This is a genomic window from Chryseobacterium sp. Bi04, from assembly GCF_918698085.1.
GTDB lineage: Bacteria > Bacteroidota > Bacteroidia > Flavobacteriales > Weeksellaceae > Chryseobacterium.
In genome coordinates this window covers 336,736-352,143 of record NZ_CAKKLP010000003.1, presented here as the reverse complement: position 1 = coordinate 352,143, position 15,408 = coordinate 336,736, and the positions used below count along the sequence as shown (strand labels likewise).

Annotated in this window: 17 protein-coding genes; 8 read left to right on the top strand and 9 right to left on the bottom strand. The window is 36.0% G+C overall.

What is annotated here, in order from left to right; all coding sequences use genetic code 11:
• Nucleotide 1: 1 nt before the first annotated feature.
• Together LQV47_RS07885 and LQV47_RS07880 are read left to right on the top strand one after the other, a co-directional pair.
• Nucleotides 2–1,360 (top strand): M20/M25/M40 family metallo-hydrolase, encoded by a 1,359-nt coding sequence (locus LQV47_RS07885; RefSeq protein ID WP_230035598.1) that lies wholly within the window; start codon nt 2–4, stop codon nt 1,358–1,360.
• Between the two features lie 229 nt (nt 1,361–1,589).
• Nucleotides 1,590–2,468, top strand: a complete 879-nt coding sequence (locus tag LQV47_RS07880) for an alpha/beta hydrolase (RefSeq protein WP_230035596.1) — start codon at nt 1,590–1,592, stop codon at nt 2,466–2,468.
• Here LQV47_RS07880 and LQV47_RS07875 read toward each other — a convergent pair.
• A complete protein-coding gene (locus tag LQV47_RS07875) occupies nt 2,425–2,952 on the bottom strand; it encodes a hypothetical protein (RefSeq protein ID WP_230035593.1) in 528 nt (175 codons plus the stop codon). The genes LQV47_RS07880 and LQV47_RS07875 overlap by 44 nt on opposite strands.
• 677 nt (nt 2,953–3,629) lie before the next feature.
• On the opposite strand from LQV47_RS07875, the gene LQV47_RS07870 reads away from it, so the two are divergent.
• Nucleotides 3,630–3,875 (top strand): hypothetical protein, encoded by a 246-nt coding sequence (locus LQV47_RS07870; RefSeq protein WP_230035591.1) that lies wholly within the window; start codon nt 3,630–3,632, stop codon nt 3,873–3,875.
• A gap of 68 nt (nt 3,876–3,943) precedes the next feature.
• Here the strand turns inward: LQV47_RS07870 and LQV47_RS07865 are convergent, their stop codons facing one another.
• The 4 genes from LQV47_RS07865 to LQV47_RS07850 form a co-directional block, all read right to left on the bottom strand.
• Nucleotides 3,944–4,159: a hypothetical protein gene (locus tag LQV47_RS07865; RefSeq protein WP_230035589.1), complete on the bottom strand. Its 216-nt coding sequence runs from the start codon at nt 4,157–4,159 to the stop codon at nt 3,944–3,946.
• A 206-nt stretch (nt 4,160–4,365) separates the two neighbouring features.
• Nucleotides 4,366–5,403 carry a peptidylprolyl isomerase gene (locus LQV47_RS07860; RefSeq protein ID WP_230035656.1) on the bottom strand — a complete coding sequence of 346 codons (1,038 nt, stop codon included), beginning with the start codon at nt 5,401–5,403 and terminating at the stop codon, nt 4,366–4,368.
• A gap of 81 nt (nt 5,404–5,484) precedes the next feature.
• Nucleotides 5,485–5,997: an FKBP-type peptidyl-prolyl cis-trans isomerase gene (locus LQV47_RS07855; protein WP_230035588.1), complete on the bottom strand. Its 513-nt coding sequence runs from the start codon at nt 5,995–5,997 to the stop codon at nt 5,485–5,487.
• 275 nt (nt 5,998–6,272) lie between these two features.
• Nucleotides 6,273–7,343, bottom strand: coding sequence for a branched-chain amino acid aminotransferase (locus tag LQV47_RS07850; RefSeq protein ID WP_230035586.1), 1,071 nt, complete (start codon nt 7,341–7,343; stop codon nt 6,273–6,275).
• 85 nt (nt 7,344–7,428) lie between these two features.
• On the opposite strand from LQV47_RS07850, the gene mnmD reads away from it, so the two are divergent.
• Nucleotides 7,429–8,103: a tRNA (5-methylaminomethyl-2-thiouridine)(34)-methyltransferase MnmD gene (gene mnmD / locus LQV47_RS07845; RefSeq protein ID WP_230035584.1), complete on the top strand. Its 675-nt coding sequence runs from the start codon at nt 7,429–7,431 to the stop codon at nt 8,101–8,103.
• Nucleotides 8,104–8,202: 99 nt separating this feature from the next.
• Nucleotides 8,203–8,619, top strand: coding sequence for an NUDIX domain-containing protein (locus tag LQV47_RS07840; protein WP_230035582.1), 417 nt, complete (start codon nt 8,203–8,205; stop codon nt 8,617–8,619).
• Nucleotides 8,620–8,647: 28 nt separating this feature from the next.
• On the opposite strand, the gene LQV47_RS07835 is transcribed toward LQV47_RS07840, so the two are convergent.
• Entirely contained in the window at nt 8,648–9,352 is a 705-nt protein-coding gene (locus LQV47_RS07835; RefSeq protein ID WP_230035580.1) for a DUF4294 domain-containing protein, read from the bottom strand.
• Nucleotides 9,353–9,403: 51 nt separating this feature from the next.
• On the opposite strand from LQV47_RS07835, the gene LQV47_RS07830 reads away from it, so the two are divergent.
• Both LQV47_RS07830 and rpe read left to right on the top strand, forming a co-directional pair.
• On the top strand, nt 9,404–10,477 hold the full coding sequence (locus LQV47_RS07830) for a M42 family peptidase (RefSeq protein WP_230035578.1): 1,074 nt from the start codon (nt 9,404–9,406) through the stop codon (nt 10,475–10,477).
• A 130-nt stretch (nt 10,478–10,607) separates the two neighbouring features.
• A complete protein-coding gene (gene rpe, locus LQV47_RS07825; protein ID WP_047495569.1) occupies nt 10,608–11,258 on the top strand; it encodes a ribulose-phosphate 3-epimerase in 651 nt (216 codons plus the stop codon).
• 211 nt (nt 11,259–11,469) lie between these two features.
• Here the strand turns inward: rpe and LQV47_RS07820 are convergent, their stop codons facing one another.
• The 3 genes from LQV47_RS07820 to LQV47_RS07810 are packed head-to-tail and all read right to left on the bottom strand — an operon-like array spanning nt 11,470 to nt 13,314.
• Complete coding sequence (locus tag LQV47_RS07820) at nt 11,470–11,955, bottom strand: anthrone oxygenase family protein (RefSeq protein ID WP_230035576.1); 486 nt, start codon at nt 11,953–11,955, stop codon at nt 11,470–11,472.
• 39 nt (nt 11,956–11,994) lie between these two features.
• The gene (locus LQV47_RS07815) at nt 11,995–13,089 is read right to left on the bottom strand and encodes a DUF692 family multinuclear iron-containing protein (RefSeq protein ID WP_230035574.1); all 1,095 of its coding nucleotides are present in this window, start codon (nt 13,087–13,089) and stop codon (nt 11,995–11,997) included.
• 3 nt (nt 13,090–13,092) lie between these two features.
• A complete protein-coding gene (locus LQV47_RS07810; protein ID WP_230035572.1) occupies nt 13,093–13,314 on the bottom strand; it encodes a hypothetical protein in 222 nt (73 codons plus the stop codon).
• 179 nt (nt 13,315–13,493) lie between these two features.
• Here LQV47_RS07810 and LQV47_RS07805 point away from each other — a divergent pair, with 179 nt between their 5' ends.
• The gene (locus LQV47_RS07805) at nt 13,494–15,341 is read left to right on the top strand and encodes an alpha-L-fucosidase (protein ID WP_230035570.1); all 1,848 of its coding nucleotides are present in this window, start codon (nt 13,494–13,496) and stop codon (nt 15,339–15,341) included.
• The last annotated feature ends 67 nt before the right edge of the window (nt 15,342–15,408 follow it).

The following is a 15,408-nucleotide window of genomic DNA, read 5'->3' as shown; positions in this document are numbered from 1 at the left end:
TATGAAAAAGATATTAGGTACAACATTATTAGTTTTGGGAGTAGCTGTTTTTGGCCAAACCAAAGAAGACTCTATACAGTTTAACAAGATCTCTACTGAAATCTTAAACCATGGAAAAGGCTATAACGAATTGAGGGAACTCACCAAAAATATTGGCCATCGTTTAAGCGGTTCCGAAGCTTATGAAAAGTCTGTAAAATGGGCAGCACAAAAACTTAAAGATGCCGGAGCGGATAAAGTATGGCTTCAGGAAGTAATGATCCCTGTCTGGGAGAGAGGTAAAGAATCATTACAGATTAAAACTTCAAATGGCAACTGGAAAAATCTTAAAATGCTTTCTTTAGGAAATTCCGAAGGAACAGGAGGAAAAGATGTTTCAGGAGAAATCATCATGGTAAAATCCATTGAAGAATATAACAAATTGCCGGCAGAAAAAGTAAAGGATAAGATTGTTTTCTTCAACTATCCTTTCAGTCAGTCATTTATAGAAACATTCAAAGGATATAGTGATGCTGCCAAGTATAGGGTCACTGCTGCTGCATTAACCGCTAAAAAAGGCGGAAAATTTGCTATTATACGCTCTCTTTCTTCAGCCTTCGATGATGTTCCTCATACCGGAGCAATGCGCTATGAAGATAATGTTTCCAAAGTACCCGCTGTAGCTGTTGGAAATACAACGGCAGATGAGCTGGAAACTCTCCTGAAAAGCCAGAATATCACCGCTAAACTTAATTCCAACTGTGGGATGAAAGGTGAGAAACTCTCCCACTCTGTTATTGGTGAAATTACAGGTAAAAAAGACCAAAGCGTTATTGTCGTTGGCGGACACCTGGATTCTTGGGATGTAGGTGAAGGAGCACATGATGACGGAGCCGGAATTGTTCAGAGTATAGAAGTGTTGAGGACCTTCAAAAAACTGGGAATACAAAACAACCATACCATCAGAGTAGTATGTTTCGCCAATGAAGAAAACGGCGTAAAAGGAGGTGTTCAGTATGGTAAAGCAGTAAAGGAAAACAATGAAAAACATCTTTTTGCTATTGAATCTGATGCCGGTGGTTTTGCCCCAAGAGGAATTGCCCTGGACATGGATGATGCCAGAAGAAATCAAATCAAAAACTGGTCAAAACTCTTCCTTCCATACGGAGTCTATAACTTTAATGAAAGATTTTCCGGAACAGATTTATACCCTCTTCACGACATGGGAATCCCTGCTGCTGAGCTGATGCCTGATTCACAAAGATATTTCGATATCCATCATACAGAAGAAGATACCTTTGAAAAGGTGAACCGCAGAGAACTCCTGCTGGGAGCTACAGCCATGACACAGATGATCTACATGATCGATAGAAACTGGTAGTAAAAAAATTATAGCTAAACATAAAAGTTCATAGAAGCCTGAGAGATTAGGGCTTTTATGAACTTTTTTGTCTATCATCAATAGAAATAGACTTTAGCCTGTTTATCTTATAAAAATTCACCCAATGGTTCCAGCCAAAACATAATTCATATTCTATCTGTAAATTGTTATTTTGACCATATTAAATAACTATATTACACCATCTTACATTGGAATAATAGAATATTATATGGAAATAAGCAGATTCAAATCAGAAAAAATACATCAGAAATTTCTTATATTTTATAATGAAGCCATGAAGAAACTTCCTGTACCACAGAATATCTTCGATATCAATACTTCTTATGGAACAGTAAGGGTTTATCGGTTTGGAAACCGCGGAGGAATACCTATTCTTCTTTTTCCGGGGAGAGCAGCCTCAACGCCCATGTGGGAACCTAATATCGCAGGGCTACTCAAGACTTATGATGTTTATTCTATGGATCTTCTGGGTGAACCAGGTTTAAGTACTCAGACAAAACCTATTAAAGATAATAAACAACAGGCTATTTGGGTAGAAGACGTATTAATGGAATTAAAATTAACGAAAGTACATCTGCTGGGTGTTTCTTTTGGAGGGTGGTCCGTAGTAAATTATGCAGTCCATTATCAAAAATATATTGCATCAATCATCTTGTTGGACCCCGCGTTGGTTTTTGCTCCATTTTCTCTGAAAATTATTCTGTTTTCATTGATTACTATTCTTCCCTTTGTTCCTGAATCCTGGCGTAAGAAATCAATGAGCTGGATTTCCGGAGGAGCCGAGGTTGACCCGCAAAATTCTACCTCTCTCCTCATTTCGATCGGATTAAAAGACTTTATTATCAAAACGCCACCGCCTAAACAGTTTACTTCTGAACAGTTAAATTCTATTCAGGCGTCCATACTAGTCATTTTTGCAGGTAAAAGTATTGTACACGATTCAGCTAAAGCCTTAATCTATGCAAAAAGTCTTTCGAACCCTATTGAAGCTGAAATTTGGCCAGCAGCTTCACATGCAATTAATGGAGAGTTTCCCAATGAAATTAATGAACGGATTGGTAAATTTCTTTCAGGAATTTCATTTTAATCTTTAATTTATGTAGAAAAGTGTTCCAGAAATATCTTAATCTTCCTGATGATTCCCAGTTAATATCATATTGTACACCTTTTTTCGCAAGGAATGGCAGTGAAAATTTAGCATGAAACATTGGTTGGTTATTCTTAATTTTAGTACAATAGTCAGCTTCAAAATTTGACTTTCTATAATATTGTATTTCTATGATTGTCTCTTTTTTTAATGCCTTGAAAATATACAAATTGACGCCATACAGGTCATCATATTCATTATTTAAAACCTGTATTGCAGCATCTAATGTGAGTGGTATTTTTAAATTATTAAGTTTATTTCTATGAATTCTCAGTTCAGAAGAATTACTTCCCTTAAATTCATTAAAATCTGACAGAATAAAAATAATATTGGGAGAAATTTTATTCCAACAATGTATTTCTACCAATCGTAGCAGATTATCAAAAGAATGTTGAATATTATTTTTTAAATTATTTTGATGCATTTTCTTTCAATTTCTATCAAAAATCTAAAACTTGCTAAACCCCTTAGAACTTTGAGAGTATATTTAATTTTCTCACTACCATAAAATTCTTGCATAAAAATACATCATAATTCTACAATTATTCTCATCACTTCCACTGAATTTGCAATCAGGGGCAGCTTCATTTTTTATACTAAAAATTCTTAATTCAAAACAATTTCTCCTTGTTTAAGGAATTAAGCAGTGAAAATCACTGTAAAACAAACATATACAGCCCTAAAAAATAAAATGTTGGCAACTAAATATTCACTTTGGCATGAAATTAGCATGTCTTAAAACGAAAAAAAAATAAAAACACTGGATGAAAAAGGTCTTCTGTGGATATTCAGTTTTCCACCGATTCAAAATGTGACCCTTTTTTTTCTGCGATACCCTAAATGATATGGAAAATGTGATTGATTAACCTTGGTTCATTTTTCACAACACTATAATCCGTATCAGACTGGTATCATAACCCATGAATCATTAATGATTCAAAAATTTACTGATCAACCCTAAGCTATACGCTCCGGGCTCAGTCGTATAAATAAATGGCACGTCTTCATGAACCTTAGCCCAGTAAGAGAATGTATTCTTTTTACCATGTAAGACAGCTGCTTATCCATATAAATTAATGTATAACCCTTAAAATGGTAATAATGATGAGAGATTTTTTTGAAATGATTTTTAAGAGAAATGAAGATGCTGCAAAAATGCATATCTGGAGCTTGCTTTTGGTATTAAGTTTTGCCATCTTTTCTGTATTGGTATACACCTTAAAACCAAGCTTTAACAGCTTAATAATATATCTGACTGCATTCGCCGCTTACATCGGCTTTGGTCTTGTATTCATCAGTTCCCTGGCGGGGACAGGTATGAAAAAAAGATCCAGCAGAAACATATAATTTTTAATTCTTTTTTTTACTGAAAAACCGTCCTTTGGGACGGTTTTTGTTTTACAATCACTGATTAGTTATTCAATACCTTTCATCATCTCGGTAAGGATCTTTATTGTTTCTTCCTCAATCATTTTTTCAGATTTTGCAACCAGCTCTATCCTGAAAGGCTCACAACAGGCCTTTATTCCAAAGCCATCATCTGTTTTCACAAATTCAGGATGCAAACCATGTTCTTTACACACTTCTGCTTCAATTTCTTTTCGGATTAAAGCATAATCTAGATTAATCATATCTTTTTATTTTGTTTCATTGGTGATGGATAAAGATAGGAATAAATTGCTTGTATAGAAATCCGGATTTCTACGGTACTTTTACAAAAAATCAACTGGAAGAGCGGGGTGGTTTCTGTTTAAAATACTAACCCTTATTCGATTTAGCAATAATTACAAAAAGCCGCCCCTTGCGGAACGGCTTTCATATCTTAAAAATATTTCAATTATTTCACTTTTACAAGCTCTACATCGAAGACTAACCAAGCGTTTGGCGGAATAACTCCTCCTGCTCCTCTTTCTCCGTAAGCCATTGCCGGCGGGATCAATAAAGTAGCAGTTTCACCTTCTTTTAATAACAGGATACCTTCATCCCATCCTTTGATTACTCTTCCCATTCCAATTGGAATATCAATAGGCTCATTTCTTTTGAATGAAGAATCAAATTCTGTTCCGTCTACTAACTTCCCAGCATAGTGTACAGATACGTTATCACCAGATTTCGGAGCTTTACCGTCTGTTGTTTTTGTGATTTTGTAATAAAGACCAGATTCAGTTTTTTGCATACCTGCTTTCAGGTTTTCAATCATTTTCTCCTGGTTAGCTTTAAACTCTTCTTCCTTTTTCTTTCTTTCAGCTTCCTCCTTAGCGATAAAAGCTTTATTATTTTCTGCAATTTTAGCCTTCCCTTCGCTGAAAGTCTTAGCTGCATCGTAGTTTTTGTACTCATCACCTTTACCGAAAACAGAAACTTTTTCTAAAACGATATCTGTTTTAGGCTTATCCTGAGCTCCTTTTTCAACGTTAGCGATAGCATCAATTACGTCATTTCCTTTTACTACTTTACCGAAAATAGTATGTTTTCCGTCTAACCATGGTGTAGCCACTTCAGTAATGAAAAACTGAGAACCATTGGTATTAGGTCCTGAGTTTGCCATAGAAAGAATACCTTTCCCGGTATGTTTAAGGTCGTTTCTCTCATCCTCGAATTTATATCCAGGATCTCCCATTCCTGTTCCCTGAGCATCACCTCCCTGAATCATGAAATCTTTGATCACTCTGTGGAAAATTGTTCCATCATAATAAGGAACTCCTTTAGCCTTAGCCTTGTTATCGATTTTCCCTTCTGCAAGACCGATAAAGTTGGCCACAGTTACTGGTGCTTTCTTGTCTTCAAACTTTACAATCAGATTCCCTTTTGTAGTTTGAATGTTTGCATAAAGTCCGTCATTAAGACCTTCGTAAGTTTCTTTGTCTACGTTCATTTTTTTATAAATTGGAGTACAACTCATCAGCGAAATACTTGCCGCTGCCAGAATTATATTTTTGTTAAACAATTTCATGTATTATAAAGCTTTTAATTTTATGATTAATGGGATGTCGTTATCTATTTTTTTTTCGTCTCCAAATGTTCCATAAGCCAGTGAAGATGGTACCAGAAGCGTTACCTCTTCTCCATCATGTATAAACCGTAAAGCATTTTCCACAGCTTTCAGCTCATCAAAATGCCCAAATTTAGCATCTCTTCTTTCAAAAGACTGATCATAAATCTTGGTCTCATCAAAATCATACAGATCATAGGAATAAGAGATCATGGTATTATCTGCTCTCCTTTCTCTCTGATCATACCCTTCCGCTGTTACCCAATAATTAAGCTGTGTAGGATAATATTTTACCGGCTGGCTATTGGCCCACTGCTGGATGTGTCCTCTTTCTACAGTATTCAGATTTTTCATCCTTTCTTTAGAAACATCCAGATCTTTTTGGCTTAAAACACCACCTACCGGAGGGTGCGCGGGCTGTGCATTCCTATTGCAGCTCAACAGACTGATTAATGATATGAAGACTAATTTTCTCATAAACTTTTGCGAAAATACACATTTCGCGAATCAATTACAAAACTTATATCAGATTTCCGGGAACAATTTAAGGAACATAAAATACAATATTTTACTGTAACAAAAAATTGTTTCAAACTACTGGTTTTTAAGAATACTGAGAAAAACTTTATTCAAGGCTCTTTTATATTAAAAGTGACTGAATTTTTCTTACTGGTTACAAGCATCCTGGGGCTGAAGTCAATAAAAAAAGCCGGAAATATTCCGGCTCCTATATATTTTATATTCAGTTTAGATTAAACTGTTTCTAAAGCGTGGTCCACCACAACTCTCCATCCGAATGGATCTTCAGAAAGATTGTTCTGCAGATCTACCAAATCCTTCTTAAGAATAGCCGCAAAGCTTTCCTCATCAGATAATCTTGGAAGCTCAAGTTTTTCTCCCTGATATCCTAAAGCCTGGAATACTGTAGTTACTACAGCAGTTCCTACTCCCCATACTTCTTTTAAAGTACCGTTTTTCTGTGCTTCAACTACAGTTTTTACCGGAATTGGTTCAACTTTCACCTCAATACCTCTTTTCTTAGCCAATTGAAGGAAGCTGTCTCTTGTAACTCCGTCAAGAATTTTCTCTGAAGTCGGAGGCGTATAAATAGTATCGTTAATTCTTACAAACACATTCATAGTACCACTCTCTTCAAAATATTCGTGAGTAGCGTCATCCGTCCAGATGATTTGCTCATAGCCTTCTTCAATAGCCAGCTGAGTTGGGTAAAAAGAAGCGGCATAGTTTCCTGCTGCCTTCGCAGAACCCACACCACCGTTTGCTGCTCTTGAATAATGATCAGAGATCTTTACAGAAACAGGCTCTGAATAATAGCTCTTCGCTGGTGTTGCAACAATAGCGAACATATATTTGTTAGAAACTCTTGCTTTCAAAGCTTCTTCAGTAGCAAAAATCAACGGTCTGATATATAATGACATTCCTTCTCCTTGTGGAATCCATTCTCTATCGATATCTACCAATGCTTTTAAACCGTCTAAAAACATTTCCTCAGTCACTTCAGGCATAGCAAGACGCTTCGCTGACTTGTTGATACGTTCAAAATTCTTTTCTGGCCTGAAAAGGAAAACCTGCCCATCTTTGTCTTTATAAGCTTTCATGCCTTCAAAACAAGCTTGCCCATAGTTTACTCCCATCATAGCAGGCGTAAATGGTATCGGACCGTAAGGAACTAATTTCACATCACCCCATTTTCCATCTTCATACTCACATATAATCATATGATCAATGAAAGTACCACCAAATGAAAAATTATTTGGGTCAAATGTAGAAATTCTAGAGTTTTCAGTTTTTTGAATTATCATTTTTAAAATTTTTTACGATGTTCTACAAATTTAATATAATTTTCTAAATATAAAAATTTTAGAGTAAATTTGACAAAAAAATAGCTTGAAAAGAGAAATAAAGACCACTAACGATGGAAGCAAAACATTGTTTATCAACGACTTAAATGAAAACTATCATTCTCATCATGGCGCGTTGCAAGAAGCAGAACATGTGTTTATCAAAAATGGACTAAATTTAGTTAATGATTGCGAAATTAATATTTTAGAACTCGGTTTTGGAACAGGTTTGAATGTTTTAGTTACAATTAATGAATATTTAAAAACTGACAAAAATCATGTCATTAATTATTTTTCGCTTGAAAAATACCCCGTAAATGAATCTGAAGTTAACGATTTGGCATATTTTGAGCTTTTTGATAATCCTGAGTTCAAAAATATTTACCAGAAAATTCATCTGGCAGATTGGGAAAAGTCAGTTGAAATCATTAGTGGTTTCAACTTAAAAAAGATAGAATGTGACTTTTTTGACCTCAAGGACATAGAATTGCCAAAAATTAACCTGGTCTACTTCGACTGTTTCGGAGCAAGAGTACAGCCTGATCTTTGGGAAAAACCGTTATTTGAAATGGTTTCTGACAAAATGGCCATTAATGGATTATTAACAACCTACTCTTCTAAAGGAAGTGTAAGAAGAATTCTTCAAGAACTGAACTTTAAAGTAGAAAAAAAACAAGGCCCTCCTGGAAAAAGGGAGATGATTAATGCCATAAAGCTTTAATAGTTTAAAAGACATAATACGCCTTTGCTTTTCCTGATTTCACCATTCCTTCATGAAAATTTCTTACATTAGCTTTACAAAATATTATACCTATTATATATGATAGACAAGATCAACATTAGAGTGTATGGCTGTGCAGTAAAAGACAAGAAAGTTTTGACCTTATTTGAAGAATATGCAGGAGAATCTTTAGTGAAATTTCCGGGAGGAGGATTGGAATACGGTGAAGGGGTACTGGAATGTCTGCACCGTGAATTTGATGAAGAGCTTAATGTAAAAATAGATATTGCAGAACATTTCTACACACAGGAAAATTTCCTGGTTTCCCGCTTCAGAGAAAACGAACAGCTTCTTACCTTATATTATATCGTTAATATCACCAATGAAGAAGACTTCCTGATCATGGATCCATGCATCGAAAAAACAGAATGGATAGCTATCGACAGGCCCGACAATCCATTTCCACTTCCAATAGATAAAATTGTATTCGATAAATTAAAAGAAAAATTCCTGTAAGCTTTTACAGGAATTTACTTTTATATTGTTATTTTTTGACCTTAAACTGATTGGCTCCCGGATAAGGCTTTAAATAGCCGGAGTTCCAGTTGGACTGCAGTAATGACTCTATGAATTCATCACTCCTGTTTTTGTGAGGATCATACTGTTCTTTTAAATCAATATCAGCCATCTTTCCTTTTACATTCCACCAAAAGGCACTCCATCCTCCTCTAAGCTCTTTTATAATTTCATAAACATTTTTACCGGTAGCTCTGTTCATTAATTTTGCAAAAACCTGGCCTTCGGTTGTCGTAAGATCTCTTAATTGTTTTTCATATTGGTCAGCAAGCATATTCTGCCTTTCTCTTATAAATTTTCTTTTAGCCTTGCTATCCATATTATCCATATCTGCCTGCATATCCCGATACTGCTGCAAAGCAGTCACAAATAACGGATATACCCTGTATAGCTTTTTATTTAGAAAATAATAGTAATTTTTATCGAGCTGATTGTTGAATCGGGGTTTGTTTACCAGAACAAGTTCGTCCATCACTACTACAGGCTCTCCATTAATCTCGTAGATTTTAACCTTTTGTTGCTCGTCGTAATAATACTTATTACCGAATTCATCCACTTTCAGAGATTCAGCAGGGTATTGGTTAAGAGGTTTTGCCACAATAGAATCCGTCTGACCAAAAACACTGACTCCAAAAAAGAAAATAAAAAGGCAGATAATCTTCCTAAAATTCATTATTTTTACACTTATAAGAATAAAAATTAAACGCAAAAATCATTCCTTTTTATGAAATTTGAAAAGAAATCTTTAAAATTTTTAGAAAAATATTTAAATACTTCATCACCAACAGGTTATGAACACAAGGGACAGGAGGTCTGGATGGACTATATCAGACCGTATGTAGATAAAATTGAAGTGGATCATTATGGAACCTGCTATGGTATCATTAATCCTGAAGCTGATTTTAAAGTAGTAATTGAAGCCCACGCTGATGAGATTTCCTGGTACGTAAACTATATTACTGACGACGGATTGATCTACGTCATCCGAAACGGAGGCTCGGATCAGACTATTGCCCCTTCCAAAGTGGTTCATATCCACGGAGAAAACGGAATTGTAAAAGGAGTTTTCGGATGGCCGGCTATCCATACCAGAACTAATCAAAATGAACCTACGCCAAAAATTGAAAACATTTTCATCGATTGCGGAGCCACTTCCAAAAAAGAAGTGGAGGAAATGGGAATCTATGTAGGATGCATGATCACTTATCCGGATGAGTTCTTTGAAATGAATGACAGGTATTTTGTCTGCAGAGCTTTGGACAACAGAATCGGAGGTTTTATGATTGCTGAAGTGGCAAGGCTTTTAAAAGAGAATAAAAAATCAATTTCTTTTGGGCTGTATATCACCAATTCTGTTCAGGAAGAAGTAGGACTATACGGAGCTGATATGATTGCCGATACGATTAAGCCTAATATTGCGATTGTAACCGATGTTACCCATGATACAACCACTCCTATGATCGAAAAGAAAAAAGAAGGTGATCAGAAATGTGGTGACGGACCTGTAGTATTTTTCGCGCCAAGTGTTCACCATACGATCAGAGAATTAATTATTGATACGGCAAAAACAAAGAAAATACCTTTCCAGAGAGCTGCGGCAAGCAGAGCAACAGGAACAGATACAGATGCCTTTGCCCACTCTAACGGTGGGGTACCAAGTGCTTTAATTTCCCTACCTTTGCGTTATATGCATACCACGGTGGAAATGGTATCCAAAGAAGATGTAGGTAATGTAATCAAACTGATCTACGAAACCATTCTGAAGATTAAGCCGGAAATGAAACTAAAGTATCATTAATAGAATCAAGATGAAAGATACAAGATTCAAGACATTCAAAATATGAATAAAAAAGATATTCTCGTACATCTTAACCATTTATATCTCGACTCTTGATTCTTGACTCCAAATATCTAATTAAAAAGTAAAAATGAAAACGAAGCTTATTGCTCCTTCCCTTTTATCTGCAGACTTTGGGAATCTGCAAAGAGACATTGAAATGCTGAACGCCTCTCAGGCTGACTGGTTCCATATTGATGTCATGGATGGTAGATTTGTACCTAATATTTCATTCGGTTTTCCGGTAATGAAAACGGTTCAGCAGCATGCTAAAAAATTCGTGGATGTACATTTAATGATTGTAGAGCCCGAAAAATATGTTGATGAATTTATCAATCATGGTGCTGATCTGGTTTCTGTACATTACGAAGCGTGTACACACCTTCACAGAACGATTCATCATATTCAAAGTAAAGGGGCGAAAGCCGGGGTTGTTTTAAACCCTTCCACTCCTGTTCTAATGCTTGAAGATATTATTGCTGATGTAGATCTTGTTTTATTAATGAGTGTAAATCCCGGATTTGGAGGACAAAAATTCATTGAAAACACGTATAAAAAAATTGCAGAAACAAAAGATCTTATCTTAAGCAATAACTCTACAGCACTTATTGAAATAGACGGTGGCGTTAATCTTGATAATGCCTCTAAGCTTTTTGAAGCAGGAGCTGATGTGCTGGTAGCCGGAAATGCGGTATTCTCTGCGGAAAGCCCGGAAAGAACCATAGAGCTTTTAAAAATTTAAATTGTATTTTTAACCATACAGAAAAAGGCAGTTCTCAGGGACTGCCTTTCCTCATTTTTGGAACTTTGAGTAGATGTGGTTATTAGCTATTTTGAGTTTTCATCTTTACTTCTTCTTGATAACAACACAAATTTCTCAATAAAGATCCACACTTTCATCAGTAGAAATACTGAATTTTAACGTAAGCATTTCTACCTAATCCCATTGTTTTTTACACTTCTTTATTCCAAATACACGCACAAACTACCAAAGCAATACTGATTACCGAGAAAACAGTTCTTACGTTATTTAAGAGATTCCATCTGTTCTCAAAACTTTCCCGCATTTGCTTAATGGCACCGGTGGTAGCTCCCGAAATATCAAATTTATCAAGCATATCATTCATCGGAACATTTCCTGCTACTGTAACGCCAAAAACACCTATCAGATAAGCTAATGTTGCCAGCAAAAGGAAAATAAAAGCAGGCTGCTGCCCACGAAATACAAATGCAGATACAGGAAGAAGAACCGCTGTTCCCATAAAGCTCATAAAAAATACAGGATTAAGAATTTCCCGATTGATATTCTGCATTGCTTTCAGATATTCTCCATCAGATAATTTCCCCAGTCCCAATACTACAGAACAGGAATAGGCGTAGAAAAGTCCGGCAATTAAAGCCGTAAGCACAGCAGTAACAATTAATAATAGGGTTGCCATTTTCATATATTTTGATTTGTGGTTACTAGTCGGTATATTTTAATAGGGATTCCATTTTTTAATAATGTTCTGGGTAGTCAGAATCATTTCAAGGTCCCAGTTTTTCGTTTTAAAATAATGAAAATTCTGATTTTTAATCAACGTAGGATCAGCATGATCAAATAACAGCTTTGTAAGCCGGATCTGTTCCTCGTATAAAATGGAATTTTCCACAGGTTCTGAAAGGAGTCTCTCTCTTTTTACCCACTTTTCGTTTTTCCTCTTCATTCCACCAGAATCATTAAGAATTTTTTTAACCCTCATAAAATCATTAAAAAAACACTGCTTCTCCTCTTCTGTATGAATGGTATGTCCAAGTCTTTCAATGATAATATATTCCAGGTTATGACATTGTGACAGCACTGAAGGAAGCACCGCAAAGATCTCTTCCGGAATTACATCATCATGTGTATCTCTGCGGATCATTTTTTTTCCATAAACACTATCCTGCCAGCTTCCCCCTGAAAGATGAATCTCTTTGACTTTCTCCAAAGGATACAAACCCACAATATCCTGCATACTCACTTCAAAGTTGCAAGACTGACAATATATATTATGAAGATCAAGGATTAAAAAACCATCAATATCATCTATTAACTTATCAAGAAAAACACCCTGCTCTCTGACATCGTTAACGGAAAAAGAAAATGCCAGATTTTCTACTCCAATAGGAATATCTACAGCGTCCTGCAGTCTGTAAAGCCTGTCTTTTCCAATCTCAAGTGTTTTCGGATGCAAAGAAAGGGGCAATGGTACACCCTGATGATAATTTTCGGTGTTCATAAAACCGAAATGCTCTGTAATATGATTATAATTTCTCTTTTGAACTTCCTGCTTCAGTTTTTGAAGCCACATTTCCTGTCGCTCCGTCCACCTTGCATCGAATAAGGAGTAATAAACGCCATGCCCAAGCAAACGGTCATTTCCGGCGTAAAAGTCTAAAAGATCTTTAAGCCATGACGGCTCCTCAGCTTCAAAGAAGGTATCAAATGACCACTCAATCACATCTACAGCATTGTTCTGTAGCAAAGGTAAAATAGCAGAAACAAAATCTGCCTCTGCCATCATTGATAATCCTAATAGTGGTTTTTCCATATCCTATCCCATTCCACAGGCAGGACAACCATGAGGTAAACGAACCACAGTATCTTTCTTCGCAATAACTTTAGGTGTTCCCGGCTTTGGCTTTTCCGGAGTTTCTTTAATTACTGCTTTTTTAACTTTCTTTACAGGCTTTTTAGTGTTCGTAACAGACTTCGTTGTCTGTGCCGAAACTCCTACTGCTAATAAACTAGCCATTAATAGGGTTGGAATTTTCATTTTTTTCTTTTTAAGGAAGTTTACAATAAGTGTTCCATTTATTTTGCTTTAAAAATACAACAATTTATCATTGAATATTTTATTTTTTTCAGACAGCATCTCTTCTATTAAACGAATATTTGAAATGAATATTTGAGAAATAGATATTCTTTATTTATATTTATCATTAAAAATAAAAAATGAGAAACACGCTTATAAAAGCTGTTTTCCTTGGATTGGCAGTATCAGCACACAGCATCAATGCACAAATACAGTCCGTTGACAACAATAAGAAAATGGAATGGTTCAAGAATGCTAAACTGGGTGTTTTCATTCACTGGGGAGTTTATTCGGTTAACGGAATTTCTGAATCATGGTCATTCTTCAATAATTACATCAATTATGAGAATTATATGAAGCAGCTGGATGGGTTTTCAGCTTCAAAATACCAGCCGGAACAATGGGCTGAGCTTATCAAAGAATCGGGGGCAAAATATGCCGTGATTACGACAAAGCATCACGATGGAATAGCACTTTGGAATTCTAAGGCTGAAAAAGCGATCACTATTCCCGGTAATTCTTCAGCCCAAAAAGATGTTTTGAGCCCTTTCGTGGCCAGTCTTAAAAATTCAGGATTAAAAACAGGTCTTTATTTTTCACTTCCGGACTGGAGCCATCCGTATTATGACGTCAATACCCGGATTAAAAAACGATATGATATAAAAAATGATCCTAAGCGCTGGCAGAACTTCACCAAGTATTATCAGACCCAGCTTACTGAGCTTTCTTCACAATATAAACCTGATCTTTTATGGTTTGACGGAGATTGGGAGCATACCTCTGAAGAATGGAAAGCTCCCCAGACACTCGGGATTCTGAAACAGTACAATCCGGATATCATCATCAATTCAAGGCTTAATAATCATGGCGATTATGACACTCCGGAACAGGGAATTCCTGTTATTGCTCCACAAAATCCTTATTGGGAACTCTGTTATACGATGAATGATTCCTGGGGATATCAGCCTTATGACAATAACTACAAAACCCCCAATATGATTGTCCGTAGCCTGGCAGACGTCATCAGCATGGGAGGTAATCTATTGCTTGACATGGGCCCTAAAGCTGATGGAACAATCCCTGAGAAACAGGTGGAAATCTTAAAAAATCTTGGAAGATGGGTTTCTAAAAATAAAAAGGCCATTTACGAAACCCAACGGGGAATTCCTTTTGAAAATTATAAAGGAAAGTCTTCTCTGTCTGCTTCTAAAAAGTCTTTATTCCTCTATCTGGAAGAAGATAAAAACATGACTAAGATTTATGGTTTGGCAACAAAGCCCGCTTCTGCAAAAATTATAGGAGATAGTAAGGCTGTAGTGGAAATGAGCTATGATGACAAAAACACAGTAAGCCTTCACTTTTCAAATATGAAATTTGATAAAGACATTAGCGTTGTAGAACTCGTTTTTGATAATCCTCCTGTATTTCTTAAAGACTTTAAGAAAGAAAAGCAACCGCTCTCCCAACTTATTGACCAAAAAGACACTCAGTCGGCTATTTATGATATCACTGATGCTCTTCATGATGGTGATCATCTGTTCACCAATTCCGGACTGACCGGCGACGGGCTTGATATGCAGCTTGGCCAAAACACTCATACAAACCCTGAAACACTTCAATGGATCAGTAAGCATGCAGAAGCTCTTTTCGACACTGAAAAAGGATTGCCGGAAGGTCATTATCCGGGCATGAGCATCCTGTCTAAAGATAAACAGACCCTTTATCTTTTTGTAGAAGGTAAGCCAACCGGCCCTATTGCTTTAAAAGGAATAAAAAACAACATTGCCAGAATCAGAATTGTTGGAGAAGGCACTTTACTTGATCACAGTATTTACAACAAGCTTTACTGGAGTGACAGACCAGGTATTGTATATATTGATATTCCAAAGGAAAGGCTTGATAAAAACATGACCGTCATTGCGGTTTTACTTGACAAACCTATTGAGCTCTACAGAGAAAAGATTGGAGCAATTGAAAATAATCTTTAACCTTAATTTCAAAAAATTGGAATAGATTAAAAAAACAAAATCCGGAGAAAAAATTCTCCGGATTTTT

Excerpts from the sequence above, each read along its gene's own strand:
- LQV47_RS07815 (WP_230035574.1), bottom strand. The coding sequence starts at position 13,089 with ATGGAAAAACCACTATTAGGATTATCAATGATGGCAGAGGCAGATTTT.
- LQV47_RS07880 (WP_230035596.1), top strand. The coding sequence starts at position 1,590 with ATGGAAATAAGCAGATTCAAATCAGAAAAAATACATCAGAAATTTCTT.
- LQV47_RS07840 (WP_230035582.1), top strand. The coding sequence starts at position 8,203 with ATGATAGACAAGATCAACATTAGAGTGTATGGCTGTGCAGTAAAAGAC.
- LQV47_RS07830 (WP_230035578.1), top strand. The coding sequence starts at position 9,404 with ATGAAATTTGAAAAGAAATCTTTAAAATTTTTAGAAAAATATTTAAAT.
- LQV47_RS07885 (WP_230035598.1), top strand. The coding sequence starts at position 2 with ATGAAAAAGATATTAGGTACAACATTATTAGTTTTGGGAGTAGCTGTT.
- rpe (WP_047495569.1), top strand. The coding sequence starts at position 10,608 with ATGAAAACGAAGCTTATTGCTCCTTCCCTTTTATCTGCAGACTTTGGG.
- LQV47_RS07820 (WP_230035576.1), bottom strand. The coding sequence starts at position 11,955 with ATGGCAACCCTATTATTAATTGTTACTGCTGTGCTTACGGCTTTAATT.
- LQV47_RS07865 (WP_230035589.1), bottom strand. The coding sequence starts at position 4,159 with ATGATTAATCTAGATTATGCTTTAATCCGAAAAGAAATTGAAGCAGAA.
- LQV47_RS07855 (WP_230035588.1), bottom strand. The coding sequence starts at position 5,997 with ATGAGAAAATTAGTCTTCATATCATTAATCAGTCTGTTGAGCTGCAAT.
- LQV47_RS07805 (WP_230035570.1), top strand. The coding sequence starts at position 13,494 with ATGAGAAACACGCTTATAAAAGCTGTTTTCCTTGGATTGGCAGTATCA.
- LQV47_RS07860 (WP_230035656.1), bottom strand. The coding sequence starts at position 5,403 with ATGAACGTAGACAAAGAAACTTACGAAGGTCTTAATGACGGACTTTAT.
- LQV47_RS07870 (WP_230035591.1), top strand. The coding sequence starts at position 3,630 with ATGATGAGAGATTTTTTTGAAATGATTTTTAAGAGAAATGAAGATGCT.
- LQV47_RS07850 (WP_230035586.1), bottom strand. The coding sequence starts at position 7,343 with ATGATAATTCAAAAAACTGAAAACTCTAGAATTTCTACATTTGACCCA.
- LQV47_RS07835 (WP_230035580.1), bottom strand. The coding sequence starts at position 9,352 with ATGAATTTTAGGAAGATTATCTGCCTTTTTATTTTCTTTTTTGGAGTC.
- LQV47_RS07875 (WP_230035593.1), bottom strand. The coding sequence starts at position 2,952 with ATGCATCAAAATAATTTAAAAAATAATATTCAACATTCTTTTGATAAT.
- LQV47_RS07810 (WP_230035572.1), bottom strand. The coding sequence starts at position 13,314 with ATGAAAATTCCAACCCTATTAATGGCTAGTTTATTAGCAGTAGGAGTT.